Here is a 26,511-nt window from a genome sequence, read left to right as displayed (position 1 = left end):
ACCAGCGCGTCGCCTCCCTGCACGACGATCGGCGGGTCTACCGCGACGTCGGTACGGCGGGACGCGCTCGCGACATGACCACGATCAGCCAGGGCGGCGTCGTCTACAACAAGCCGCTCAACCGGTACATCTACACCTCCTGGACCGAGTACACCTTCGAGTTCTACGAGAGCGCCACACCTTGGGGCCCTTGGCAACGATTCACCCCGAAGGACTTCGGCGGTTACCCGTGGACGCGGACCAAGCACGGCGGCTACGCGACCACCATCCCGTCGAAGTACATCAGCGCGGACGGCAAGTCGATGTGGTTGCAGTCCAACGTCTGCCCTTGCGGCGGCGGCTTCCCGGCCGGCGAGCATTGGGCGTACACCTACTCGCTTCGCCGGATGTCGCTCGAGCCGTCGGTGCCGACGACGCCCGGCAATCCCGTCGACGGCGCCCGCAACCTCGCCCGCGAGGCCGGCACGGTCCCGATCGAACGCGCGATCCATTTCGGTACGCCGATCCTCGCCGACGGCCGTCGCGATCAGAACGAGGACGACTGGAACGACGAGCGCAAACCGCTGAGCTGGTGGGGCTACACCTGGCCGCGGGCGTACAACTTGAACCGGCTCGTCTTCACCAGCGGTACGACATTCGGCGACGGCGGCTGGTTCGGCGCGACTCCCACGGTGGAGGTGCGGCGCAACGGGGTGTGGACGCCGGCGACCGGTGTGCGGATCACGCCGGGTTATGCCGCCGGGACGAACCGGACGTTCGTGCTCGGCTTCGACGCGACCACTGGGGACGGGATCCGCCTCATCGGCGTACCGGGTGGTTCCCAGACGTTTACCTCGATCGCCGAGCTGGAGGTCTACCACGCCACGGCCGTCACGGACTCGGGGTTCGAAGCCCAACCGGCCGGCGCGATCGCCGTGCCCTGGGAGGGCGAGGGCCCCGGTCAGAAGGGGATCGACCGGGGCCTCGGCTTCGCCCAGCAGGGCTCGAACAACGCGTGGATCCACACCAGCGGTACGGCGTGGAACGCGATCAAGCAGGTCGTTGCGGTGAAGCCCGAAACGAACTACCGCCTGACCGGATGGGTGCAGAACTCGGGCAATTTCGCCGACGGCTTCTTCGGGGTTCGGGCCGGGTCAGCGACGTACGCCGAGACGCGGTTCGGCGCGGCGGCGTCGTACGGGCCGGTGACGGTGGACTTCAACTCCGGGGCGAACACCACGATGACGGTCTTCGCCGGGTACTGGGCACCGAACGCCGACTCCTGGCTCCGCCTCGACACCGTGACACTCGTCCCGCGTTAGCCGGATCGGTGTCGGCTCGATGGATAGCCTCACCGGCGGCTGACGCCAGGGCGAGCGGGTGGCGACCGGGCGGAGGACCAGGCGGAGGCGGCCCGAGCGCGCGAGTTTGATCGCGATGACCAGCGTCGCGGCGGCCGGGATGAGGCCGGCCAGCAACAGGCTGATCCGCGGTCCGGCATGTTCGGCCACCCAGCCGACAGCAGGTCCACCGAGCGCGCCGCCACCGATGAACACGAGCATGTAGACGCCCATCACGCGGCCGCGCATCGCGTCGGGAGTGGTGAGCTGGACCATCGACTGCGCGACGTTCAGGAAGATCAGCGTCGCCAGGCCGAGCGCCACCAACAGCGGCAGGAACGCCCACTGTGACGGCGCGAACGCGGCGGGCACGTCGGTGACGGTCAAGGCTGCTGCGACCGTGACGAGATTGCGCAGTCGTGGCGCGTGCCGCCGCCGGGCCGAGATCAACGCGCCCGCGAGTGCGCCCAAGGCAACGACCGAGTTGAGCAGACCGTAGCCCTCGGCACCCGAGCGGAAGACCGAATCCGCGAAGGCGGCCAGCGTCACCGGCAGGCTCATCGTGAAGAAGCCGAAGATCCCGACGAGTACGACGGGCCAGAGCACGGCCGGTTCGCTGGCGACAAAGCTGAGGCCGTCGCGCAAGCGCACCGAGACGCCCGTACGACGTGGGGCTCGTGCGCGCAGCTCGCCGTCCCGGATCAGCAAGAGGGCGGTGATCGAGCCGAGATACGTGGCGGCGTTGACCCCGAACGCCCAGCCGGTGCCGACCACCCCGATCATCGCGCCACCGATGGCCGGGCCGATCAGGGCGCCGAGCTGGAATGTCGACGAGACCATGCTGATCGCGTTGCGGACGTTCTCCCGGCCGACCATCTCGTTGACGAACGCCTGCCGGCTCGGGTTGTCCACCGCGGTCGCGATGCCGAGGCCGAGCGCCAGCAGGTAGACGTGCCAGACCTCCACGTTGCCGGTGAGCGCCAGTACGGCGAGCGCGGCGGCGAGCAATCCCATCGAGCTCTGGGTGACGAGCAGCACCAGGCGCTTGGGGAATCGGTCCGCGATCAAACCGCCGAACAGGCCGAGGAACAACGTCGGCAGGAACTGCAGGGCGGTGGTGATACCGACGGCCGTGGCGCTGCCGGTGAGGGTGAGCACCAGCCAGTCCTGGGCGATGCGTTGCACCCAGCCGCCGGCCGAACTGACGAACAGGCCGATGAGGAAGAGCCGGAAATTGCGGATTCGCAGGGAAGTGAAGGTTTCGCGCCAACCGGGTCGTTGCCCGGTGGTCGTACGGGGATGAGTGTGGTCGTCGGTTGGCTGGACGGTTCCGGTGGCCCGGGTGGTCAAGGCAAGTCCCTCGATCGTGGATTGGCTTCGGTATCCACCTTCACCCTTGTCCGGTCAAATGCGAAGGACTATCAGTGGTATTAGTCTTATAACGTCCCGCAATGAGAGGTGCCGATGGCCAGCTACGACCCGGAACAGTTGCGCACGTTTCTCGCGGTCGCGCAGTCGCTCAGTTTCACCCAGGCCGCGGAGCGCCTCGGCATCCGTCAGCCGACGGTCAGCCAGCACATTCGCAAGCTCGAGCAGGCGGTCGGGCGGCCGTTGTTCGTCCGCGACACGCGGACCGTGACGCTGACGGCCGACGGTGACGCGATGGCCGGTTTCGCCCGGACGATCCTCGCGGCGCACGAGCAGGCCGTCGGCTACTTCACCGGCTCGGAGTTGCGCGGGCGGCTGCGGTTCGGCGTGACCGACGATCTCGCGCTGACGCCGTTGCCGCGCATCCTGCGGGACTTTCGCCAGCTCTATCCGCGGATCGACCTCGAGCTGACCGTTGCCCAGAGCCCGAATCTGCTTCGCCGGGTCGAGTCCGGCCATCTGGATCTCGCGTATCTCAAGCAGAACGTCGGCACGACGTACGAGCCGAACGGCCGGCTGGTCCGGCGCGATCCGCTGGTATGGGCGGGGATCGAGGGGACCCGGATCGGCCCGGAGGATCGGGTGCCGCTGGTGGCGTACCAGGCGCCGAGCCTGAGCCGATCGCTCGGCGTGCAGACGTTGGAGCAGGCCGGCCGGGCGTGCCGCATCACCTGCATCGTCAAAGGCGTGAACGGCGTGCTCGCCGCAGTGCGAGCCGGTCTCGGCATCGCGATCTTCGCCCGCAGCCTGATGCCGCCCGACCTGGTCGAACCACCACCGAGCGCGGGCCTGCCCGAGCTGCCGCCGGTCGAGCTCGTCCTGATCACGAACCCGCGGGTCGCGAAGGAGCCGGCCGAGGCGCTGACCTCCGCCATCCTCGGCACCGCCGTCAAACCCTTGGAGCCGGTTACGGGATAAGAGCGTCGCCCCGAAGCACCAGCAGCACGATATCGACCGCCGCCACCGCGATCGTCAGCAGGAACGGCGCCCGCCGCCAACTCGCGATGACCACCAGCAGTACGGCGACCACGCCAAGCGTGATCCACCCCGCCAACCCAATCGCGCCCGCGGGCGCCACGACCAACAACACGGTCGCAACAGCCAGCGGGATCGGCGCCACCAACCGCGCCGCGCCACCGAGTCGTTGCGGCCAGCCCCGGATTCCGGTGGCGAGGTCGTCGGCAAGATCGGGTACGACGTTCGCGAGGTGGGCGCCGATGCCGAGCAAGGCGGTCGCGGTCATCGCCCACCAAGGCGCCCACGCGTGATCCGGGGGAGTGCCGAGGGTGACGAATGACGGCAGCAGGCCGAACGCCACGGCGTACGGGAGCCACGAGACGACCGACGACTTGAGCCGCAAGTTGTACGCCCAGCCCGCGATGACGCCGACCAGGTGCGCCGTACCCGCAAGCCATCCGCTCGCCAGCGAAAGCGGTACGCAGGCGACTAACGCGATCACCGCGGCGGTCCATACGGCCCGACGACTGATGAGGCCCGACGCGATCGGCTTGTCGGCACGGGCGACCGCTTGATCCCGCTCCGCGTCGATCGCGTCGTTGCTCCAGCCGATCGACAACTGGCCGGTCAGCACGGCGGCCCCGACGTACACACAGCCGAGCGGATCGCGCCCGGCCGAGGCGGCGACAACTGTCACCAAAGTGGTCACGGCGATGGTCGGACCCGGGTGACACGCCCGGGCGAGGCCGGCCAGGGCGCGCGGAATGGCACGCTTCACGTCGCTTGTCGCCGCCACCGGACATACGATGCCACGATGACGCGCATTGCCGCGGTGCACGGCGCGCTGCCGCCGAATCGCTATCCGCAGCATGAGCTCACCGATGCCTTCGCCACGCTTTGCCTGCCCGACGGCGCCAGTCACGGCGTGCTCAAACGCGTGCACGCGAACGCCGGCGTCTCCTTTCGCCATCTGGCCATTCCGCTCGACCAGTACAAGGCGCTGAAGGACTTCGGCGAGGCGAACGACGCGTGGATCGCGGCCGCCGTCGACCTCGGTTCGGAGGCGGTCGCGGGTGCGCTGGAGGCGGCCGGGCTGACCGTTGCGGACGTGGATCTGCTGATGTTCACCACCGTCACCGGGGTTGCCGCGCCATCGATCGACGCGCGGATCGCGGGCCGGCTCGGGCTGCGCGAGGACCTTCGCCGGTTACCGCTGTTCGGTCTCGGTTGCGTCGGCGGCGCGGCCGGGATCGCGCGGGTGCACGACTACCTCAAGGCCTGGCCGGACCACGTCGCCGTACTGCTTTCGGTCGAGTTGTGCTCGCTCACGCTGCAACGCGATGACGCCTCGATGCCGAACATGGTCGCCAGCGCGTTGTTCGGCGACGGCGCGACCGCGGTGGTGATGACCGGGTCGGACCATCCCGCGGCGGCTGGGCCGTCCGTGGTCGCGACGCGCAGCCGGCTCTACCCCGACAGCCAGCGGGTGATGGGCTGGGACATCGGGTCCGGCGGATTCCGGGTAGTGCTCGGTGCGGATGTGCCTGATGTCGTCCGGCAATACCTCGGCGATGATGTCCGCGGGTTCCTGGCGGACCACGACCTGACCGTGCCCGACGTCACCGCGTGGGTCAGTCATCCGGGTGGTCCGAAAGTGCTGGACGCCGTCCAGGCGGCGCTCGAGTTGCCGCCCGGCGCGCTCGACCTGACCTGGCAGTCACTCGATGCCGTCGGCAACCTTTCGTCCTCGTCGGTATTGCAGGTGCTCGGCGCGACCATGGCTGCCAAGCCGCTCGAAGGCACGCCGGGTGTGCTGCTGGCGATGGGCCCAGGTTTCTGTTCCGAACTCGTTCTGCTGGAGTGGTGATATGGAGACCTCCCTGCTGCTGTACGGCGTACTCGTGGTGCTGGTCGGTTTCGAGCGTGTCGCGGAGCTGGTGGTTTCGCTGCGCAACGCGAAATGGAGCTTCGCCCAGGGCGGCGTGGAGTCCGGCCAGGGGCACTACCCGTTCATGGTGGTGCTGCATACCGGGTTGCTCGCTGGGTGTCTGGTCGAGGCGATCCTGGCGGACCGTCCGTTCATCCCGGCGCTCGGCTGGATCATGCTCGCGGTCGTGGTGGCGTCGCAGGCCCTGCGTTGGTGGTGCATCACGACCCTCGGGCATCAGTGGAACACGCGCGTCATCGTCGTACCGGGGCTGCAGTTGGTTGCCAAGGGCCCCTATCAGTGGATGCGCCATCCGAACTATGTGGCGGTCGTTTTGGAAGGCGCCGCGCTTCCGCTCGTGCACACGTCCTGGATCACCGCCGTGGTCTTCACCGTGCTGAACATCCCGCTGCTCGCGGTCCGGATCCGTACCGAGGAAGCCGCGCTGACCCTCGCGGCGGCTAGATGATCGACCTACTCGTCGCGGGCGCCGGTCCGGCCGGAGCGGCCACGGCCATCAGGGCGGCACTCGCCGGACTCCAAGTGGTCGTGGTCGAGCCGCGTCGTGGCCCGATCGACAAGGCCTGCGGCGAAGGTATCGCGCACAGCGCCGTGCGGGATCTCGCCGGCCTCGGGGTCGAACCGGCCGGGCGCCCGTTCCTCGGCATCCGCTATCTCGACTCCTTCGGGCACGAGGTGGACGCGCTCTTCCGCGACGGACCCGGCCTGGGCGTACGTCGTACCGTGCTGCAAACCGCGCTCAGCGATCGCCTGAGGGAGCTGGAGATTCCGGTCATTCCCGGCCGGGTCGAGGAGCTCGGCCAGTTCAAGGATCGCGTCGAGGCGGCCGGGATCAAGGCGCGCTACCTCGCGGCGGCCGACGGGTTGCACTCGCCGATCCGCCGCCGGCTCGGTCTGGAGGCGGCGCGCGCGGGATCGGCGCGGCACGGGCTGCGGCGGCATTTCCCGATCGAGCCGTGGACGGATCTGGTCGAGGTTTACTGGTCACCGATCGGCGAGGCGTACGTGACGCCGGTGGCGGATGACCTCGTCGGGGTGGCGATACTGACCACGGAGCGGAGGCCGTACGACGAACTCCTGCGGGCCTTTCCGGCCTTGCGGGTAAGGCTTTCCGGGTCCTTGCGGACGGCCGGGCCGGTGCTGGGTGCGGGGCCATTGCGGCAACGCGTGCGGCGTCGGGTGTCGGGCCGGGTGCTGCTGGTGGGGGACGCCGCGGGGTATGTGGACGCGTTGACGGGGGAGGGGATCGCTGTCGCCTTGCGTACGTCGGCTGAGCTGGTTCGCTGCGTGCGGGCGGATCGCCCGTTGGCCTACGAACTCGCCTGGCGCCGCGCGTCGTGGGAGTGCCGCCTCCTCACCGGAACGCTGCTCTGGGCCCGCAACCGCCCGTTCCTGGCCCCGCGGATCGTCCCGTTGGCCACCCGCCTCCCCACCACCTTCACCAACATCGTCAACCGCCTGACCTGACACGCGTCAGTTCTTTGCGTTCATTCGTCGCAATCTGCCCTCTTCCGGCCGCCGACCTGCACCGGTGCGCTGTGCTGAGAGGGCAGATTGCGACGAATGAACGCAAAGGAGGTTGGGAACCGGCTGTCGTTTTAGGGCCTCTAACGCTGACCGGATTCGATCGGGAAGCGGGACTTGGTGCGGCCGGCTGTGGCTGGCTGTTTCTGGTTGTGAGGAACCTATGCGGAGGTTGGACTGATGAAGCTTCGAACTGGCCTGGTGTTCTCCGCCTGTTTGGCGTTGACCTTGACCGGGTTGCTGGCGGCGCCCCAGGCCCAGGCGCGGGATATGGCTGAGGCGGCGCCGGACGTACGGGTCGCCAGTTACAACGTGAAGGGGTGGCATCTGACCGTTGGCGGGTTCGACGGTCGCGTGCGGATGCGCGAGTCGCTGAACCGGATCGAGGCGAAGGGGATCGGAATCGTCGGCTTGCAGGAGTTCGAGTCGCCGCAGGCCGAGGTGGTCCGGAATGACGGCACCTGGGATCTATACCGGGCTGACGCCAACAGCGAATACGCCGGCGGCAACTACGGCGGCAACGCGATCATGTGGAAGGACCACGCGTGGGACCTGATGTCGTCCTTCCAGTTGCATGCCAAGGTCGGTAATCGCCGCGAGCTGCACATGCCGATCGTGGTGCTGAAGAACACCGCGAACGGCGAGCGCGTGGCCGTGATGAATGTGCACAACCCGAGTGGCGCGGATGCCGCCGACTGGCGTGCCGCGCTTCGGCAGCTCGAGCGGGAGAAGATCCGCGAGCTGAAGGCCAACCACGACCACGTGCTGCTGCTCGGCGACTTCAACGAGAACGAGGCGGCCGCCTGCTTCTTCACCACCAACGAGGTGATGAAGGCCGCGACGGGCTACAAGGCGAACGCGAACGGCTCCTGCCCGGTGTCCGGCTACCCGGGCGTCGACTGGATCTTCGGTGCCGGTCAGATCGGTTTTGCCGGTTGGGAGGTCGATCGAACCTTCGAAGAGCGCAACTGGTCCGACCACCCGTTGGTGTCGGCGTTCTACACGTACAACTAGCAGAACGGCCCGGCGCCCACGAGGGGCGCCGGGCCGGTGCTGGAGACCCGGCATCCTGGTGAAAGCCGGGGCCCGCTGGTGGACCCAGCATCCTGGTGAAAGCTGGGGCCTCCATCCACCGGTTACCCGGTGGGGCTCTGTGGGTATAACCCTGCCAGCGCGATGTTGCCGGTCTGTTTCCCGAATGTGAATCTTTTCGCATGAGTCGGGAACGGCCACGAAACCTGCGACTCAGGCGCATAAGGCCCTTTACGCCATGGCGGCGGGCTGCTGCTCGAGGGCGCTCTTGATGTTCAGCAGGAACTGCTCCTGTACGGACGCATCGCCGATCGTTCGCTGGAAGGCTCTGCACTCCTGATGTCCGGTGGCGAATTCCACCGTCATCTCGCGCGTCAGCCGGGTCCCACCAGGCACCACGGCAAAGTCGTACGCCACCTGGGCGCTGACGCCGCGCCATCCGTACCGGTCGGTCGCGACGGACCAGCGCACGCCCCACTCGGCCCGCGTCACCACCCAGTCGGCCGAGAACATCTCGCCACCGGCCATCACCACCTCGGTGATCCGTTCGCCGGCCTCGCAGGAATGGTCCGCGGCACCGCGCATGTGCACCGTGAGCGGATGAACCCGCTGGACGTTGCGCGGCATCGTGATGAAGAAGTAGGTGTCATGCGGGTGCCGGGCGACGACGATGTCGTTCCGGGTCAGGACAAGTTCGTTCATGCTGGAAATCTGCTCCGTTGCGCGGACGGGCCAGGCGTTCGCCGCAGACTACTCCTTGACCACTTGATCACTGGTCCTCAGTGCTGCCTCAGTGCGCGGTGCGGACCGCTTCGATCTGGAGTTGCAGGGCGAGCCGCTCGCGCGGATTCGCCAGATCGAGCCGGGTGATCTCGCCGATCCGCTTCATCCGGTGCCGCAAGGTGTTGGTGTGCAGGTGCAACTCGCGGGCCGCCTGCTGCGGTTGTCCCGGGTATGCGAGCCAGGCCGCGAGCGTGGCGACGTAGTCCGTGCTCTGAGCGATGTCGTGCCGCAGCAACGTCGCGAGCGGCCCATCCATCTGGCTGGTGTCGAGCGCACTCACCGCCCTGTGCACGGTTAACGCGTGCCACGCCTGCTCTACGCGAAGTGCCGGGCCCGGGACCTCCTCACGTCGTACAAGACCTAGTAGTTCCACCGCCTGCGTACGGGACGTCGGGAGATCCGCATGGCTTCGGGCAATCCCACCCGCTGCCGCGACCGTGCCGGGTGCTTCTTTGGCTAGGTCGATCACTAGTTTCCGGAGCCACTTCCAGGAGCCGGGGCCGTCTGCGTCGCTTACTACCGCCAGTACGACGCCGTCGAGGTCTGCCAGGGCAGGCTCGTTCCAACCGGCACGACGTCCTGTCGTGTCCCAGAGGTCTAGCTGCTGCGGTACGTCGTACCCGGCGGGGAGATCGAGTGCGACCACTCGCCAAGGTTGTGGCGATAGGCGGACCTCAGGCGTGCTGTCGGGGGAGAACTGGCGTAGGACCGTACGGAGGCGGTCGATCGCGCTACGCCGGGCCACGTCGGCTTGAGCGCGTAGGCGGAGTAGGTGGAGGGCTAGGACGGAGGCGGCGTGGCTGAGTTCGTTGGTGACCTCTGGGCTAACCGGGCCGTTCACTACCGCCCAGATCGAGCCCAGCCACTCACCACCGGCTCGAACCGGCACAACCAGTCGGGGCCGGATATTCGGTCCCTCGGGCACCAGGAACGGCTCACTCGCTTTGGCCAACTGCCGGAAGACCCCACGCGCTCGGTAGTGCGTGATGATCTCTGGCGGCACCCGGCGGCCGACGATCGTGGAGATTCGTGTGGGGTCTGTGAGGTCCTGCCCCGAGGAGTAGGCCAGCACGCGCGATTGGTTGTCCTCGATCGTCACTGGCGCGTCCACGATCGCTGCAGCCGCGTCAGCCAGTGCGAAGAGCTCCTGGTGGACCCCGGCGTCACCGGCGGCAGGGGAGTCTGGAGCCGCTGCGCGATCTATGACGCCTCGAAGCAGCCAAACCAGGTGTGCCCAGGACACACCCGGCCTTAGCGCCACCAGCGTGAGTAGCCAGCGATCGGCCGTCTCAGCGACCTCGGGATGCTCCGCGAGGCCTGAGCGGATGACGACGCCTGAGGCATTACCGGCGGCACAACGCTCGATCAGCTCCTTGGCCTCCTCGACGTTGCGCAGGCCGAGACCGAGCACCAGATCACCCCGCTGACCGGTCGCGGGCTCCTGCGGATCGGCCAGGAACACGTCCCTGACCTCGGCATCTCCCTTGCCTTCGGTGACCACCTGGAACAGCGCCGTACCGATGGCGGTGATCAGGTCGGGTGCTGAGATCATGAGGTTATTGTGCGCAGAGCACAATCATTCGCGCCACCAGTGGTGCGATCACACCATGACAGGGCCTGCTGAACGGCCGCACCATCGTTCCATGGTCGCTGCCTCTCAGTTCCAGGTTCCCGAGCGCGTCGCCGTCATCGGCGCCGGCATGGTCGGTCTCTCCACCGCATGGTTCCTCCAGGAGCGCGGTATCCACGTCACGGTCCTCGATCGCGAGGGTGTCGGCGCTGGTGCCTCCTGGGGTAATGCGGGCTGGCTGACCCCTGGACTGGCGACACCTCTGCCGGAGCCGGCGGTGCTCAAGTACGGCGTACGGGCGGTCATCAGCCCCTCCTCACCGGTGTACGTGCCCCCAAGCGCGAACCCGAGGCTGTTGTCCTTCCTCACCCGTTTCGCACGGAACAGCACCGCCGGCCGGTGGAAGACCTCGATGGAGTCCCTGGTCGGGATCAACCGGATCGCCCTCGCCGCGTTCGACGCGCTGGGTGAAGCCGGGGTCGAGGCCAAGACGTACGAGGCGAAGTCCTTCCTCGCGGCGTACCGCACCGAGGCCGAGCGCGCCGTCCTGCTCGAGGAGATCGAGCACATCCACGCGGCCGGCCAGGGCATCGAGTTCGAGGCCATCACCGGTGACGACGCCCGCGAGATCGAGCCGTCCCTGTCGGACGAGATCGGTGCCGCCATCCGGCTGCACGACCAGCGCTTCATCAACCCGGGCGAGTACGTCCGGATGCTGGCCGAGTCCGTCGTCGAGCGTGGCGGCGACATCGTCTCCAACGCGAACGTGGCCGACGTGGTCGACGGCATCCGCGACGTGCGGGTCGTGCTCGCCGACGGCGCGACCGGGTCGTACGACGCCGTGGTGCTCGCCACCGGCGCCTGGCTCGGCGGTCTGGCCCGCCGGTTCGGCGTGAAGACGGTCGTCCAGGCCGGTCGCGGCTACAGCTTCAGCGTCCCGATCGAGCACGTGCCCGCCGGTCCGGTGTACTTCCCGGCCCAGCGCGTCGCCTGCACGCCGCTCGGTGACCGGCTCCGGATCGCCGGGATGATGGAGTTCAAGCGGCCCGAAGCCGCCCTTGATCCGCGCCGGATCGAAGCGATCGTGAACGCGGCCCGGCCGCTGTTGCGCGATGCCGATCTCGACGCCCGGACCGACGAATGGGTCGGTCCCCGCCCTTGCACGCCGGACGGTCTGCCGCTCATCGGCGCCACGGCGTCCCCGCGGGTCTACGCCGCGGGCGGTCACGGCATGTGGGGTATCACGCTCGGACCGGTCACCGGTCAGCTGCTAGCCGAGACCATGACCACGGGCCGGCGCCCTGCCGAGCTTGCCCCCTTCAACCCGCTGCGGTAGTTCAAGCGCGCGGGTAGTGCGTCCGGTTGCCCCGATCCGGACGCGCTTGCCGACGAGACTCCCGGACCCGCCCCTGCGGGGCCCGGGAGTCTCGCCGCGTTTGGCCCCGGTTACAGGTGCTTGTGTCCCGTGTTCGAGGTTCTTCAACGGTTGGCGGCGCCCAGGCACGCACCTCGCGGCGTTGGAGAAGCAGCCACGATGAACCCCGCATCGAGGCAGCTTCTCCGCCTTGCGATGCACGCACCTGGACACAGCCAACCGTCAAACAACCTCAAACACGGGACACAGGATGAGCGATGACGCCGTACGACGCTGGTTCCTCGCGCCGGACGAGCGGGGGAATCCGGCGGCCGAGATCGACCAGCTGGGCGAGGCCGGGGAATCCTGGGTCGAAGGCAACCTGGTGCGGCCGCTGATCCACGGCGCCACCTACTTCCGCCGGTTGTACGACGAGTTGTGCGAGCTCGAGCCGGGCGACCATGTCTACTTCACCGACTGGCGAGGCGATGCGGACGAGCTGCTGCTGCCGGATGGCCCGACGGTCGGCGATGTCCTGTGCGACGTGGCCCGTGCCGGTGTCGAGGTGCGCGGGCTGCTCTGGCGGTCGCACTCGGACCACGTGCAGTTCAACGCCCAGGAGAACCAGCGACTCGGCACGGAGCTGAACGAGGCCGGCGCCGAGGTGCTGCTCGACCAACGCGTACGACGCCTCGCCTCGCACCACCAGAAGCTGTTCGTGATCCGGCACCGCGGCCAGCCCGAACGCGACGTTGCCTTCGTCGGCGGTATCGACCTGAGCCACGGTCGCCGCGATGACGCCGACCACGCGGGCGACCCGCAGACCGCGCCGATGGACCCGCGGTACGGCGATCGCGCGCCCTGGCACGACGCGGCCCTCGAACTCCGCGGACCGGTCGTCGGCGACCTACTCCGCACCTTCATCGAACGCTGGGACGACGGCCACCCCCTCGACCGCCGTACGCCGTACCGGGCCGTCATCCAGCGGCTCGCCCACATGCCGCGCCACCCGGAGCCGCTGCCCGAGGCCTTCCCGGATCCGCCGGTTGCCGGGCCGCACGCCGTACAGGTGCTGCGGACGTATGCCCATAAGCGGCCGGGCTATCCGTTCGCGCCGGAGGGGGAGCGGAGTGTGGCTCGCGCTTATATGAAGGCCTTCGGGCAGGCGCGGAGGCTGATCTACGTCGAGGACCAGTACTTGTGGTCGGCAGTGGTGGCCCAAGGGATCGCTGATGCGCTGGAGCGTTCGCCGGAGTTGCGGGTGATCGTGGTCGTGCCGCGTTATCCGGACAACGATTCGCGGCTGGCGGGACCGCCTGCGCGGTTCGGCCAGTTGGAAGCCCTGCGGGTGCTGCAGCGGGCTGCGCCTGATCGGGTCGGGATCTACAACTTGGAGAACGCTGACGGTGTGCCGATCTACGTGCACGCCAAGATCTGCGTTGTGGACGACGTGTGGTTCACCTGCGGCTCGGACAACTTCAGCCGTCGCTCGTGGACAAACGACAGCGAATTGACCTGTGCGGTCGTGGATTCGACCGCCTTCGGCACGGACGACGACGCGCGCGTGCTCGCTCGTGAGTTCCGCCTAGACGCGTGGGCCGAGCATCTGGGGTTGAAGGGCGACGCGCGCGCGGATCCGGCGTTGAATGATCCGCCTGAGGCCTTCGAGCGTTGGCGCCGGTGTGCCGCTGACCTCGACGCATGGCACGCGCTTGGCGAGCGCGGTCCTCGCCCGCCCGGGCAGATCCGCCACCATCAACCCCAACCGATCAGCCGGCTGGAGTCGATCTGGGCGCGCCCGTTGTACCGCCTGATCTACGACCCAGATGGCCGACCACGCAAACACCGCCGCGAAAACCGCTTCTAAACGCCAGACTCCCCGGCCCGCCAACGCGGTCCCGGGGAGTCCTGAAGCCTGCCGCCCACCGAGCTCAGAGCGCCTGCCGCCTACCTGGCTCAGCGCCCTGACGTCTGCTGGCCTCAGCGCCGACGCCTGCCTGGCCAGTGACCTGGCGTCTGTCCGCTCAGTGAGACTGACGGCTGCGGGTCAGTGCTGGTGACCGGCGTGGTCGCCGTGACCGTGGCCGTGGCCGTCATCGCCGTCGTGGTCGTGACCCTCGTGGCTGGCGATCTGGGCACGGACCTCGTCCATGTCGACCGCGCGAACCTGTCCGATCAGGTCGGTCAGCGCCGCCTCGGGCAGCGCGCCGGCCTGCGAGTACAGCACCACGCCGTCGCGAACAGCCATCAGCGTCGGGATCGACCGGATCTCGAACGCCTGCGCGAGCTCCTGCTGTGCCTCGGTGTCGACCTTGCCGAACGTGATGTCCGGGTTCGCCTCCGACGCCTTCTCGAAGATGGGGCCGAACTGGCGACACGGACCACACCACTCAGCCCAGAAGTCGACCAAAACGATGCCGTCCTTACCGACGACCTCGTCGAAGTTCTGCTGGGACACCTCGACCGTTGCCACTACTACGACCTCCGCACTCGGATGAAAAGTCTTTCCTGCTCCTAGAACAGAACAGCCCGGCCGAATGTTCCCGACGCCCCGGTCAAAGCAGGACCGCCCGCGAGCACAACCGCCACAAGGGCAGACGTGCCCAAAGGCGGCCCGCCGAGCCTCTCACGCCACCCGCCCACCCCAACACACCCCCACGCCGTACAACCTCGCCCCGGACCACCTCGCCCTGGACGACCTTCGCCCGGTCGACCTTGCTCCGACCGAGCGGATCAGACCGGCGCGGTCAGAACAGCGGTGCGGGCGAAACGGCGGCGCCACGGTCAGAACAGCGGCGCGGCCGATTACTGGGCGGTCAGAACGGCGGCCAGGCGCCCTGGACAGGCCTCGGCTGCCGGTCAGACCGGTGGTCAGAACCCGGTGGGCGGTCAGAACGGCATCGTGATGAACGGCGATGAGTAGTCCTTCACCTCCTCCAGGATGGCCGCGGCGTCCTCGGCACTCAGTTCCGCCCGCTCGCGCTCGGCGATCACCATCTGGCGCAGCAACCGGGTCTCGCCGGCCGTCGCGAGGCCGGTGATCTCGGGATGCCCGTTCAGCAGCCAGGCGGTCGCAGCGGTGATGTAGCGCTGCTCGTCGAACGGCGCATACCAGGTGTCGTACGTCTTCTCCTCGCCGTCGTGCCAGTTCCGCCGGGCGATCATCTTGATCGTCATCAGCGCGGCACCCGAGGCCTCAATGGCCGCGACAAGCCCCGCATACGCCTCGGCATACTCCGGATCGGTCGAGAGGTGATAGTTCAGCGGAGTCAGCACGCTGTCGAAGTCGAACCGCCGCAGCCCCTCGGTATGCACACTCGGCGCCGCCGCGGTATGACCGGTGATACCGATCGCCTTCGCCAGCCCCTCCTCCTTGGCCCGGATCGCGGCCTCGAGCGAGCCACCCTTCCCGGTGACCAGGTCGAGGTTCTCCAGATCGCAGACGGAGTGCATCTGGATCAGGTCGACGTGATCGGTCTGCAGCCGTTCGAGCGAACGATTGATCTCCGCCCAGGCCTCCTCCGCCGTACGCCGCCCGGTCTTGGTGGCGAGGAAGATCCGGTCCCGGATCTGCGGCATCCACGGCCCGAGCCGGATCTCGGCGTCGCCATAGTCGGCCGCGACGTCGAAGTGGTTGATCCCGGCGTCCAGCGCCTCCTGGATCGAGGCGTCCGCGCGATCCTGGTCCACCCCACCCAGCGAGGCGGCCCCATAAATCAGCACCGAGCTCTCGTGCCCGAGCCGCCCAAGCCTTCGTTTCTCCATCGTGACCCTCCTGGCGAGCGTGTTTATCACCGCGAGCCTAGCCTTCACACCAGACAGATGAGAGGGTTATCCACAGGGACGACACACCCGAGAATGGTCACGCTGTGTGATCGGTTGTGTCGTTCTTTACCATGTTGTTCGCACGGATTTTCGAAACTGTCGGAGTCGTATGGCATGGTTGCGCGGGCCTGGGGATGTAGGCAGGCATAGGAGAGGAACTATGGCAAGGGCACCGAGGACGTCACTCCCGTCACCGGAGTGTGCCGTTACGACGACAAGACGTAACGGTATGACCGCCGTCGGCGATGAGGGAACCAGATGCTGGTCCCAGGACTCCCGACGGACAATTGCTTGCCGTATTCTCCCGGCTACTGTCCGCACAACTGCTGTTTGAGGGGCGGGGAGAGATGAGTTGGTGGCGCAGCCTGTTGAACTTGCCGCCAAAGGGTGAGCACTGGTCGGACAAACGGCGCCCGAATGGCCCGGTGAACGAGCTCCGTCCAGAAGATGTCGAGGCCGACTGGTGGACGCACCCTGGTGCGCCGGCACCGCTGCCGCCTCGGCAGGCCAAGGGATCCACCGGTCCGCACCGTAGTTCCGGTCCCGCACAGCCTCCCGCCGGTGGCGTGATGGCGCCGCCGCGACGGCCGACGCCGAATCAGCCCACGACCGGCCAGCCCGCACCGGGTCCGGCCGGGCCGCAGCAGCACCGGACGCCGCAGCATCGTGGCGCGCCCGGTCCTGGCGACAGCCGCGCGACCCCGTGGGCGACGGAGCCGGAGTCGTCCTTCACCACCTGGGCACGGCGCTTCCTGCGCGGTCTGGTGGTCGTCGTTCTGCTGCTCGCCGCGATCAGCGGTGTGCGCTCGTGGATCCGCCCGAACAGCGCGCCGCCGGTCGCCGGAAGCGCCAGTTCGACGTACCCGAAGGACGAGGCGCAGGCCGTCGGGACGAGGTTCGCCATGTCGTACCTGTCCTGGGACGAGCTGAACCCGGATGCCCGGCCGGCCGCGATCAAACGCGACCTGGCCACCGGGCTGGACGAGCGCGTCGGCTGGAACGGGCGGGGTCGCCAGGCCGCCGCCGCGGCGTACCCGGGAGAGGTGACCGTCGATCCCGGCGGTGTCGCCGCCCAGGTCGACGTCCGCGTGATGGTCGTGCCGTTCGTCCGCAACGGACGGGTCTTCGTCCGCGGCAAACCGACCTGGCAGCGCATCTCGGTGCCGGTGGCCCGGACGTCGGCACGGGTCGTCGTCAGCGGCCCCCCGACGTACGTCGCCGATCTGCCGGCCGCGCTGCCCGAGAACATGCCCGAGGCAGGCGTGCCGGACGACGACCTGACCGCCGTCACGCTGAACGACGCGAAGGCGTTCTTCGGGGCGTACGGCGAATCCGACGCCAAGGTGGCGGCCGTGACCGCGCCCGGCGCCGCCATTCGCAGCCTGAACGGCTCGGTCAAGTTGAAAGAACTGGCCGACTGGCAGGTCTTCACCGGAGACGACAACGAACGTCACGCGACGGCCGCTGTCACCTGGTCCGGTTCGGGGGACACCACCCTCGACCAGACCTACTCGCTCACCCTGCGGCGGACCGTCGCCGCGGACGGAGCGCAACGATGGCAAGTGGCTGCCGTCGGATGACCACGGTTACAAGGGAGATACCGCAATGATGACTCACCAACTGGTCGCGAGCGTGGTGGAGCTCGCTGCGCCACTCGCCGACAGCAACGTCCCGACGGGCGCGGACTTCAAGGACTGGGTTCTCGTCATCGCGGGGAACATCTTCATCGCGATCCTGGTGCTGCGTTCGATCGGGCACTACTTCAAGCGCGAGTGGGGCGAGCTGTTCGGCCACATCGCCGCGGGTGTGCTGGTCGGCGGGCTGATCTACGCCAACAACCAGACCATCAACGTGCTGAAGGGCTTCTGGACTCTGGTGTCCGGGGGTAGCTGAATGCGTGTCGGCCGTACCCTCACCCATCACTTCGAGATCGAGACCCGGCAGTACGACCTGCTCGGCATCGACCTCGGAGAGGGTGCCCGTCGCCGGATGATCATCTTCGGCGCGGTGATCGTGCTCGCCTGGGTTTTACTGCTGATCCCCATCCTCGGGGTGCCCGGTAAGACCACGATCAGCTTCTACATCGTGCCGCCGTTCGTGATCACGGCGTTCGGCTGGCGGCCGGGCAAGTTCCACGAGCGCCGCCGCCGGGTGACCGAATGGGCGCTCGCGGTGCGTTATGCCCTGCGTTCGCACCGGCCGATCATCGGGCTGGGTGCGCGGGCGGCCGACAAGAGCGAATACCTGCCCTGGCGGGACCGGGTCGCCACGCACAAGGTGGCGAACCTGGCCAAGGCCCGGGTGACTCCCGAATGGGAGCGCGAGGAAGTCGTCGTGCACGACCCGAGAGTCCGCGCCGGAGCGGACATCACGGTGAACCAGCGGGCCCGTCTACTCGGGACGGACCAGCTAGATCGGGTTCGGCGCCGGACCACGGGGAAGAGGCACTGATGAAGATCGCTGACAAGCTCCTGAACCTGGTGGGAATCGGCCGGGATCGCGGCCTGCCGCCACCCCGGCTGGTCGCCATCGCGGACGGCCTGCTCGTGAGCGAGCGCCACGCCGAAGCGTGGTACCTGATCTCCGTCGCGAACACCGACCTGGCCACCGAGGCCGAGCAGGACGCCGCCCTCGACGCCGCGGTGAGCGCGGCCGCGACGATCCTCGGCGACCGGCTCAGCCACCTCAAGGTGGTCTGGGGCCGTTCGACCGGCCGCGACTACATCGACAGCGTCGACGGCCACTACCGCCTCGGCGACCACGAGGCCTGGGCCCAGACCCGCGCCGACCGCATCGACGAGATGCGCATGCCCGAGCGGTACGTCGCACTCGGCGTCCACCTCAGCGACCGCGACCCGCGCGCCACCGCCCAGGTCCGAGGCGCCATCAGCGACGCCCTGGGTACGACGTCGTGGCGGGTCAGCGCCCGCGAACTGGCCCACCTCGACGAGCGCGTCCGCAAACTCGGCCGCCAGCTCGCCAGCACCGTGTGGCGGGCCCACGCCGCGCCGGCCGAGGTGATCTCCTGGCTGGTCAGCCGCGAGATGCACCGAGGCGCGATCGCGGCCCCGAAGCGCGGCCTCATCACCGGCGCCTCGCTGGCCCGGCTGACCTCCGGCCGCGTAGTGCCGTACACCGATCACCTGCGCATCTACGACGCCCGCGGCCAGATCTCGGCATACACGACCGTCCTCGCGATGACCGACTTCCCCGAGGAGCTCGAGACTCCGGGCAACGGGGAGTGGCTGCGTACGTTGAGCGAGATCAAGGCCATCGACGACGACGGCGACGAGATCGACGTGACGGTCGAGGCGTCGGTGCGGTTCCGCGTCCTCACCAAGAAGACGGCCCGCCACCTCGTCGACGAGACCCGCAAGAGCGCCAAGGAGCAGCGTCGTTCCGCCGCGAAGGGCACCGCCGAGGAGACCGCCGACGAGATCGTCGAGACCGAGCGGGTGATGCGCGAGGTCAAACGCGATATCAACCGCAGCGGCCTGACCCTGGTCGAGGACCACCCGCGCCTGCTGGTCAGTGCGGACACCCGCGAAGACCTCGAGACGTACGTCGATGCCGTCATCGCGCACTACGCCGACCGCGGTATCACCGTCGCCGCTGGTGCCGACGAGCAGCGCGACCTCTGGCTCGAGTCCCTGCCCGGCGACCAACTCCGCGTGCCGGACCTCGGGCATGTCCGCGAGTCCACCGCCTTCTTCGGCTCGTGGTTCTGGGGCGGTGCCTCGGTTGGCGACGCCTCCGGCCCGGCCATCGGTTACCTGACCGGTTCCACCCCGGGCCTGGTCCGCTTCGACGCGGCAGCAGGCTCGGCCCTCGGCGACGCGACCACCTCGGTATTCCTCGGCCGATCGGGTCGAGGCAAGACCACTGCCGCGATGCTGGCGGGCCTCGACTCGGCTTTTGCCGGCGCCTGGGTGCCGCTGCTCGACCTCAAGGGTGACGCCGCCGGTGTCTCGGCCGTCGCCTCGGAGTACGGCGTGCCGACCGCGGTCATCGAGATCACGGCCCGCTTCTCCGGTGCCGCCGACCTGCTCCGCGTGCTTCCCGCCGACGACGCGCTGCTGCAGGCGCCGTCCCAGCTGATGCTGCTGCTGCCGCAACACCTGCGCGGAGCGGCCGAAGCCCCAGTGATGGCGGCGACTCGCGCCGAGCTGCAATCACCCGATCCCTCGTCGTGGGGCGTGATCCAGCGCCTCTGCGCCGACGACAACGAGAACACCCGCATGGTCGGTTTCGCCCTGCGCGACCTGGTCGAAACCGGCCTGGGCAGCGTTGTCGCCGGACCGCCGAGTGGTCTGTCCTCCCTCACGACGAACCCGGGCCTCTGGGTCGTCCAGATGCCCGGTCTGACCCTGCCGTCGCCCGAGTCGGCGCCGGAATCGTGGTCCCCGATCGAGCGCGTCGGTATGGCCTGTCTGCGCGGCTGCCTCGCCTGGATGGTCCGCACCACGGGGCGCCGGGAGTTCCGCGGCCGCTCGAAGGTCGTCATCGTGCCCGAGGTCCACCTGCTCACGAAGACCCCCGATGGCGCCTCGTTCCTGGACTACATCGCCCGGGTCGGCCGTGCCCTCGGCGCCTCCCTGGTGCTCGACACGCAGGACCCGGCCTCGATCCTGAAACTGCCCGGCCTGGTCGAGCAGATCACCACCCTGTTCGCCTTCAGCCTGCGCTCCCGCGAACAGGTCGACTCCCTGCTCGAACTCCTCGGCCGCCCGCAGACCGCGCCGTACCAAACCCTCGTCCGCGGCATCAACACCGCCGGCAACGGCAAGTCCATCCGCCACGGTCACTGCATCATGCGCGACCGCTGGGACGAGGTCGCGACCGTCCAGGTCGACATCCCCAGCCAGCGCGTAGCCGACCTCCTCCGCACCACCCCCACCAGCGAACACGCCAACACCCCGGCCCCGGCCCCCACCGTCCAACCCGAGATCGACCCCTTCACCACCGACCTCGAAGACGACGAACTAGAAGCCCAAGCCGCCCTCCACGCCCTAACCAACCTCCACACCGAACCCACCACCGCCCAGGCCAACGCCCACGCGAACGGTCACCCAATGGGCGCCCCAGCGCCCGCTTCGCGAGCCAACCCGGCCACTGGTACGCCGCAAGCCGCCGCCGTGCCGGCCGTCGACCCGACGCGTAGCGGCATGCCAGCGGATGCCTCGGCTGGCGGTATGGCACCCGGGCAACCGGCAGCCGGGCACGAAGCAGCCGCATACGCACCGGGCGGGTACGGCACCGTCGGCCCGATGCAGGCCGGGATGGACCCCCACCCCGAGCCCTACCAGGCCCCCGCCGCCGAGCCGATGCCCGCCGCGACCGCCCAAGCGGCCCGCTACGGCGTAACCGACGACGAGTTCTACGACCAAGAAGCCGACCCGGCCTACAACGAGGCCATGTACGGCGTCTACGACGAAAACCTCACCGACACCGACGCCGACGACCTTACCGACGAGGACGAAGACGACCTCGACGACGACGATGACGACGACCCGGACGACCGCCCCAAGAACCGCAAGAGCTCCGGAAAGAAGGAGCACGTCGCATGAGATGGGCGCGCCGTGCACGAAAAACCCTCTTCGTCCTAGCCATCTCCTTCATCACCACCACCCAACTAGCCCTAGCCGCCGACCCCGACCCCCAACCCACCACCCCCACCGGCTTCGCCGACCTCCTCCCCACCCCCGACCTAAGCCACAGCGACGGGAAGACTCTCTTCGAGAATTACAGCCCGATGGCCTACGGCATCGATTTCGATGCCAGCGTCCGCGACCCGGTCGAAACGGTGTTCAACGGCTATGCGCATCTCGTGATGATGTACATCGTCGCGATTACCCGCGGAGCGATAGCCGTGGGGTGGTGGCTGTTCTCCTTCACGGACATCAAGCCGTTGACTGAGACCGCAACGAGCGCGATCGGAAGCGTGAACACGAACCTTGTCGGGTGGCTGTTGCCCTCGGCGCTCGCCTTCGGTGCGGTCGCCGCATACTCGCAGCGCCGTGCGGGGGGAAGCGCGATGGGGCAGCTGACCTGGGTGCTCGCGGCCGGTGTTATCGCGACTAGCTTCTCGGTGGCTCCGGCCACCTGGTTGGACGGCGTCGATGGTGCGCGGAAGTTCGGCTCCGACGTCGTCGTCGCGACCTCGACCGATGCTTTAGGGGACACGGTCAAGGCGCCGATCGCTTGGCCAGAACCCAGTTTCACCGGCCAGAAAGAAGACAATCTGCTTCGGAAGTCAGGTGACTCGAGCTGGCGCGCGTTCGTGGTGATGCCTTGGTGCGTCGCCGAGTTCGGATCGCTGGCCGCATGCGAACGCTACGGCAAGGCGATCCTCGATAAGGGCACGGACGGTGAGGCGCGGAACAAGTTCATCGACAACGAGTTGGTGGATGCCGAAGGCGGGTCCGACGCTGCCACAGTCCAATGGGCGAAGGGCGAGAATCCCTTCGGTCGTGTCGGTGTCCTCACACTCGGCGCGATCGTTGCAACATTGTTCGCCGCACTCACCTTGAGCCTCGCCTTCACGGCGTTGATGGCCTTTGTGGGTTGCCTGTTGTTGCTGATCATCGGAATGTTCTTCGTCTGTATGTGGATCATTCCAGGGCGTCCACGGCAATGGGGTATGAACTGGTTCGAGGCCTTGGTCGGTCTTGTCCTGCAGTCGTTCCTTGCCATGCTCATCTTCTCAGTGACGCTGACCTTGTTGACAGCGGTGTTCGGGCTGACGGACACACTCGGATGGCTTCCAGTCAGTGGTCTTGCCATCGCAGTGCTGGTAGCAGGTTTCCGGCTGCGGCGAATGGTCGAGAGCATGGCGACGATGATGCGGCCAGGTATGGCCAGTGTTGCGATGGGCGGTATGGCGCGTCGCGGTGCGATGCGCGCGGTCCGCCGGATGATGGGCGCTGTCAACAGCCGTGCGGCGAGTCCCATTCCATCAACTGACCGTGGCCGCGACCGGGCCATGCCGCAGGAGAGAGCGGAAAGGATGTCGAGCGTCCGGGTGTATCGGCAGTCACCGGCACCAGGGATGTCTGCGAAGGGGCTCGGTGGAGCCGCTCGACCGGCCCACGAGTTGCCAGGTGTTGCGGATCGCAGAGCTATCGGCTCTGCGCCTGCCGGTGGAGTCGGCGGTCCAGGTGGACGGAAGGATGCCGCCCTGCATCGCGACTCGCAGGGAAATCGGCAGGGCAGTGACTCGGCCGGGGTGGTCGCCGCTCGTCTGTCTGGAGCAAAGGTCGACGGCGGTGGCCGAGGTGGTCGGCGTGCCGTCACAGTTGGCGCCAGCACAGTGGCAACGTCCGGCCAATCCAGCAAGTCGGATACGCGCAAGGGGCGTCACGTCCGCCAGAACGCGGCGGCGCAGGCGGCAGGCCCGAGGTACGAGCCGCGAAACCAGACCTATTCGGCCAGCTTGCGTGACGGGCCGCCGAAGGCCCATCGCGACCGCCGATCGCGGTCTTCATCGGGGCCACAGCGACGATTCCGGGACTATTCGACGGTGACCAAGGACGGTGTCACCGTCCTTGTCCCTCGAAGTAGGTGACGCGCATGCCTGACAGCAGGGGTGCCGATGACGGAGGTCGCGACGCACAGGCACGTCGCGCTGGCCGGGATCCGGTGGAGAGCCCTGACTCCCCGAGCGGGTGGGCCGACTTTGTCCGCGCTGACTACGAGTACCCAGACGATTTCAAGGATCTGAGTCGGCGGGAGCGGCGAAAGGCTATGCGGTCGTGGCGAAGTGACGACCATGCCAAACGGACGGCGTGGCTTCGTGACAGAAGGCAAGCTGAGCCGGGGAGCCCGGTTGCTGCTGTTGTTGCGGTGCTGCTGCTTGCCATCATCGTATTGGGTATTGGCGGTGGCCTACCGAAGCTGCTCGGCAGGGACGATCCGGATGAACCGGCGGTCGGGCTGTTGACCCCCGCAGTTCCTCTTACATCAGAGGAGCCGCCTGATCTCGGCGGCAGCCCGACCACTCCCTCAACGAGCCAGAGTTCAAGCATTCCTCTCCCACCCGTCGTGACCAGTGGGCCGTCAGGCGACGCGGTGACTGTTGCGAGCCATGTCGTGAACCTGTGGGCGCATGCGTTCTACACGCGCAACCCGGCTGCTGAGACATACGAGGCGTTAGTGGACAAGGTCGCGACCTATCAAACGGCCGAGGTGTCGGACAGCCTGAAGTCTTCAGGAGACCCGACCTATGAAGCGCTTCGGGCCGACGGTGGTAAGTCGGTGGTCGTCGCCGCACCTGTGACGCCGCCGCGGGAGGGATCGGCTCCTGTCGACACTCCGACCAGGATCAGTCGGCTGGTCACAGTCACTATCGATATCACTGGCAAGACAAAGGACCGGATCAAACTGCCACTTTTGGTGACCTTGGTGCCATACGAGGGTAAATGGTTGATCAGCGAGATCAACGGCGGGACAGGCCCGTGATGGGGGCAGCGTCGATGTTTGACATGGATGCAGGGGGCCACGGCTCCTCCAAAGGCCTGGTGATCAAGCTAGCGGCCACCGCCGCGATCGTGGGTGTGCTCGGCCTGGTGATGCTGGCACCCTTCGGAGCGGGTGGTGACACCGCGGTGGCGAGCTGCCCTCCCGCGTGGCCAGGCAACGCCGATGACCCGAAGATAGATGGGAACCTGCGCACGCGCCAGGTCGCTTACGCGAAGGTCATCGACGAGGTTGCCGTGGCACGTGGCTTGCCCGGACAGGCGACATTGGTCGCTCTGATGACAGCACTTCAAGAGTCACAGTTGCAGAACATCAACTATGGCGACAGGGATTCTCTTGGCCTGTTCCAGCAGCGCCCCTCAGTAGGTTGGGGTTCACGCGAGCAGATCCTCGATCCGCGATATGCCGCGGAGGCATTCTTTGGCGGGGCGAAACCTCCCGCTCCTCCCGGCTTGGTCGACATCGACAACTGGCCTTCAATGGCCTATACAGAAGCCGCTCAGGCCGTCCAGGTGTCTGCCTTCCCGGACGCGTACGCGAGACATGAGCGAACGGCACGGTCGATCGCAGCGCAAGCCGGCATCGATGTGCGCCGCGGCGGTGACCCTTACGCGGGACGCGCCGGCGCGAAGCCGAGTGGTGGAACCGGATCTAGCTTGACGTCTGACGACTGTAATGGCGAGTCACTGTTTGCTGGAAAGCCCGTCAACGGAGTCTGGCCTGTTCAACGCGCTTCAGTGGATGATCCGACGTCCAGTGGAAGGATCACGCCGCGCACCGCGCTCTGGATCACCGCTGCCAGAGCCGCGCTGAGCAATTTGAGCATGACCTGTTGGGATGCCCATCTCTGGAACCCTCGGAGTGATCACCCGCGCGGGCGTGCATGCGACTTGATGGTCGGAACGGACGCTCGTCGGTCACCGCCGGCGCGGGCTACCGGCGACCGCATCGCCAACTGGACAATCCAGACGGCGGCGAAGACCGGGGTGAAGTATGTGATCTGGTACGGGCAGATCTGGAGCGCACGGACGGGCGAATGGAAGGCGTACGACGGTGGGGGAGGCCTATACGACACCGCGGACGCCACTGGCGGCCACTTTGATCACGTTCATGTGTCCTTGTACTGAACGAAGTTAAGGTCAGCGGACCGACCGGAGCAGCAGGTTCAGGTTGGTAGCCGACCCTGGTTGTCGTTCGAAGTTGCTTTCTGCGATCTGTATGCGAGTTGGAGCTGAGTATGAATGGTGTCGGTGATGCGGGCGGTCCATCAGGGCTTCCGGTCGGGAACGGTCCGTCGGGTCAGGTGCCTGCTCCGCGCCCCCCAGACTGGGAGGCTCGGACTCCTCAACCGGCCCAGCGAGGCGTAACCGAGAGGGCGCGAGCTGCCTACAGCGGCGCGAGGCTCAGCTCGCGTGCTCTTTTCGTGTCCGAGGTGCTGGCCGCGTCGATCTGGACGCTCTTCAGCTTCATCATCGTCTACTGGGCGTGCGAGGCACTCGACCTACGCGATACGAAGTGGCTGGTCATCTTCGTCTGGGTGTTGTCCGGACTTCTCGCCGTATTGCCAGGTATCGATGGGATGCTGAGCAAGATTCTTCTGGGCGTGCGGTTACCAACCACCGTTGAAGAGGCCAGGATCGGTCCAGTCTGGAAGTCTGCTGCTGCAAAGATCGGGATGGCAGGCCCGCGACACTCACTCTGGATTGAGGACTCCAAGGAAGTCACGACCCCGATCACGATCGGCCGTACGGTTGGAGTCACTCATTGGGCGCTCAACAAGCTTTCGCCCGCCCTGCTGGAAGCGGTAATGGTGCGAGAGCTTGCGTCCCACATGGTGAGTAGGAGTTCGTTGAGCAGGTTGGGGTCTTGGTACTCGATTCCCGCCCGGCTGGTGGCCGTCGCGATCCGGTCTCTGATCAGACTGAGTCGAACTGTGCCGGTGATCGGCTGGGCGATCTTCAGCTTTCTTGTGCTTTCCTACCTTGGCGTTGTGCTCGCAGCGGTGATTTTCTTCGAGGATCCGGTCGGCCCCCTCCTGTACTTGCTACCGCTGCTCGCGCCGCTCGTTCTTGCGGGTGTTCGCCATTGGAACGAGCGTATGGCTGATCGCGCCGCCGCCGATCTTGGCTTCGGGCCGCAGTTGATCGAGGTGTTCTACCTGTGGCAAGCGGAACAGAAAGCCCAGTTCGAGCGCTCGGGCAACGGACAACTGGTGTGGCTCGATAGCAACCGGGTGATCTCGCAGCGGATTCGTGCCTTGGAGATCTATCAGCGCGCACTGACAAGGCCCTGACAT

Annotated in this window: 21 protein-coding genes; 15 read left to right on the top strand and 6 right to left on the bottom strand. The window is 67.4% G+C overall.

What is annotated here, in order from left to right; all coding sequences use genetic code 11:
- Positions 1-1,133 precede the first annotated feature (1,133 nt).
- Positions 1,134-2,669, bottom strand: coding sequence for an MFS transporter (locus OG394_RS12820; RefSeq protein ID WP_328995493.1), 1,536 nt, complete (start codon positions 2,667-2,669; stop codon positions 1,134-1,136).
- 114 nt (positions 2,670-2,783) lie between these two features.
- On the opposite strand from OG394_RS12820, the gene OG394_RS12815 reads away from it, so the two are divergent.
- Entirely contained in the window at positions 2,784-3,665 is an 882-nt protein-coding gene (locus tag OG394_RS12815) for a LysR family transcriptional regulator (RefSeq protein WP_328995492.1), read from the top strand.
- Here the strand turns inward: OG394_RS12815 and OG394_RS12810 are convergent.
- Positions 3,655-4,500 carry a UbiA family prenyltransferase gene (locus OG394_RS12810; protein ID WP_328995490.1) on the bottom strand — a complete coding sequence of 282 codons (846 nt, stop codon included), beginning with the start codon at positions 4,498-4,500 and terminating at the stop codon, positions 3,655-3,657. The genes OG394_RS12815 and OG394_RS12810 overlap by 11 nt on opposite strands.
- A gap of 18 nt (positions 4,501-4,518) precedes the next feature.
- Between OG394_RS12810 and OG394_RS12805 the strand changes: the two genes are divergently transcribed.
- From OG394_RS12805 to OG394_RS12790, 4 genes are all read left to right on the top strand, one after another.
- Positions 4,519-5,571, top strand: coding sequence for a type III polyketide synthase (locus tag OG394_RS12805; protein WP_328995489.1), 1,053 nt, complete (start codon positions 4,519-4,521; stop codon positions 5,569-5,571).
- Position 5,572: 1 nt separating this feature from the next.
- Complete coding sequence (locus OG394_RS12800) at positions 5,573-6,100, top strand: isoprenylcysteine carboxyl methyltransferase family protein (RefSeq protein ID WP_328995488.1); 528 nt, start codon at positions 5,573-5,575, stop codon at positions 6,098-6,100.
- Positions 6,097-7,119, top strand: coding sequence for an NAD(P)/FAD-dependent oxidoreductase (locus OG394_RS12795; RefSeq protein ID WP_328995487.1), 1,023 nt, complete (start codon positions 6,097-6,099; stop codon positions 7,117-7,119). The genes OG394_RS12800 and OG394_RS12795 overlap by 4 nt, the downstream gene beginning before the upstream one ends.
- Positions 7,120-7,356: 237 nt before the next feature.
- Entirely contained in the window at positions 7,357-8,190 is an 834-nt protein-coding gene (locus OG394_RS12790; protein ID WP_328995486.1) for an endonuclease/exonuclease/phosphatase family protein, read from the top strand.
- A gap of 249 nt (positions 8,191-8,439) precedes the next feature.
- Here the strand turns inward: OG394_RS12790 and OG394_RS12785 are convergent, their stop codons facing one another.
- Together OG394_RS12785 and OG394_RS12780 are read right to left on the bottom strand one after the other, a co-directional pair.
- Positions 8,440-8,910 carry a hypothetical protein gene (locus OG394_RS12785; protein ID WP_328995485.1) on the bottom strand — a complete coding sequence of 157 codons (471 nt, stop codon included), beginning with the start codon at positions 8,908-8,910 and terminating at the stop codon, positions 8,440-8,442.
- An 88-nt stretch (positions 8,911-8,998) separates the two neighbouring features.
- Positions 8,999-10,543: a helix-turn-helix domain-containing protein gene (locus OG394_RS12780; RefSeq protein ID WP_328995483.1), complete on the bottom strand. Its 1,545-nt coding sequence runs from the start codon at positions 10,541-10,543 to the stop codon at positions 8,999-9,001.
- A 91-nt stretch (positions 10,544-10,634) separates the two neighbouring features.
- On the opposite strand from OG394_RS12780, the gene OG394_RS12775 reads away from it, so the two are divergent.
- Both OG394_RS12775 and OG394_RS12770 read left to right on the top strand, forming a co-directional pair.
- On the top strand, positions 10,635-11,897 hold the full coding sequence (locus tag OG394_RS12775) for an NAD(P)/FAD-dependent oxidoreductase (protein WP_328995482.1): 1,263 nt from the start codon (positions 10,635-10,637) through the stop codon (positions 11,895-11,897).
- 289 nt (positions 11,898-12,186) lie between these two features.
- Positions 12,187-13,782: a phospholipase D family protein gene (locus OG394_RS12770; protein ID WP_328995481.1), complete on the top strand. Its 1,596-nt coding sequence runs from the start codon at positions 12,187-12,189 to the stop codon at positions 13,780-13,782.
- A gap of 180 nt (positions 13,783-13,962) precedes the next feature.
- Here OG394_RS12770 and trxA read toward each other — a convergent pair whose 3' ends face one another.
- Both trxA and OG394_RS12760 read right to left on the bottom strand, forming a co-directional pair.
- The gene (gene trxA, locus OG394_RS12765) at positions 13,963-14,388 is read right to left on the bottom strand and encodes a thioredoxin (protein WP_328995480.1); all 426 of its coding nucleotides are present in this window, start codon (positions 14,386-14,388) and stop codon (positions 13,963-13,965) included.
- A 416-nt stretch (positions 14,389-14,804) separates the two neighbouring features.
- Positions 14,805-15,680: an aldo/keto reductase gene (locus OG394_RS12760; RefSeq protein WP_328995479.1), complete on the bottom strand. Its 876-nt coding sequence runs from the start codon at positions 15,678-15,680 to the stop codon at positions 14,805-14,807.
- A 485-nt stretch (positions 15,681-16,165) separates the two neighbouring features.
- Between OG394_RS12760 and OG394_RS12755 the strand changes: the two genes are divergently transcribed.
- From OG394_RS12755 to OG394_RS12720, 8 genes are all read left to right on the top strand, one after another.
- The gene (locus tag OG394_RS12755) at positions 16,166-17,320 is read left to right on the top strand and encodes a conjugal transfer protein (protein WP_328995478.1); all 1,155 of its coding nucleotides are present in this window, start codon (positions 16,166-16,168) and stop codon (positions 17,318-17,320) included.
- 28 nt (positions 17,321-17,348) lie between these two features.
- Entirely contained in the window at positions 17,349-17,633 is a 285-nt protein-coding gene (locus tag OG394_RS12750; RefSeq protein WP_328995477.1) for a hypothetical protein, read from the top strand.
- Positions 17,634-18,191, top strand: a complete 558-nt coding sequence (locus OG394_RS12745) for a hypothetical protein (RefSeq protein WP_328995476.1) — start codon at positions 17,634-17,636, stop codon at positions 18,189-18,191.
- Positions 18,191-21,307, top strand: coding sequence for an ATP-binding protein (locus tag OG394_RS12740; protein WP_328995475.1), 3,117 nt, complete (start codon positions 18,191-18,193; stop codon positions 21,305-21,307). The genes OG394_RS12745 and OG394_RS12740 overlap by 1 nt, the downstream gene beginning before the upstream one ends.
- The gene (locus tag OG394_RS12735; RefSeq protein WP_328995473.1) at positions 21,304-23,304 is read left to right on the top strand and encodes a hypothetical protein; all 2,001 of its coding nucleotides are present in this window, start codon (positions 21,304-21,306) and stop codon (positions 23,302-23,304) included. Before OG394_RS12740 ends, OG394_RS12735 begins: the two co-directional genes overlap by 4 nt.
- A gap of 278 nt (positions 23,305-23,582) precedes the next feature.
- Positions 23,583-24,197 (top strand): hypothetical protein, encoded by a 615-nt coding sequence (locus OG394_RS12730; protein ID WP_328995471.1) that lies wholly within the window; start codon positions 23,583-23,585, stop codon positions 24,195-24,197.
- Positions 24,198-24,211: 14 nt separating this feature from the next.
- Positions 24,212-25,342: a hypothetical protein gene (locus OG394_RS12725; protein ID WP_328995469.1), complete on the top strand. Its 1,131-nt coding sequence runs from the start codon at positions 24,212-24,214 to the stop codon at positions 25,340-25,342.
- A gap of 296 nt (positions 25,343-25,638) precedes the next feature.
- Positions 25,639-26,508, top strand: coding sequence for a hypothetical protein (locus OG394_RS12720; RefSeq protein WP_328995468.1), 870 nt, complete (start codon positions 25,639-25,641; stop codon positions 26,506-26,508).
- Positions 26,509-26,511: the final 3 nt, after the last annotated feature.

It is taken from the genome of Kribbella sp. NBC_01245 (assembly GCF_036226525.1).
Lineage (GTDB): Bacteria > Actinomycetota > Actinomycetes > Propionibacteriales > Kribbellaceae > Kribbella.
Note: the sequence above shows the minus strand (reverse complement) of the source record. Positions and strands in the feature narration are given on the sequence as shown.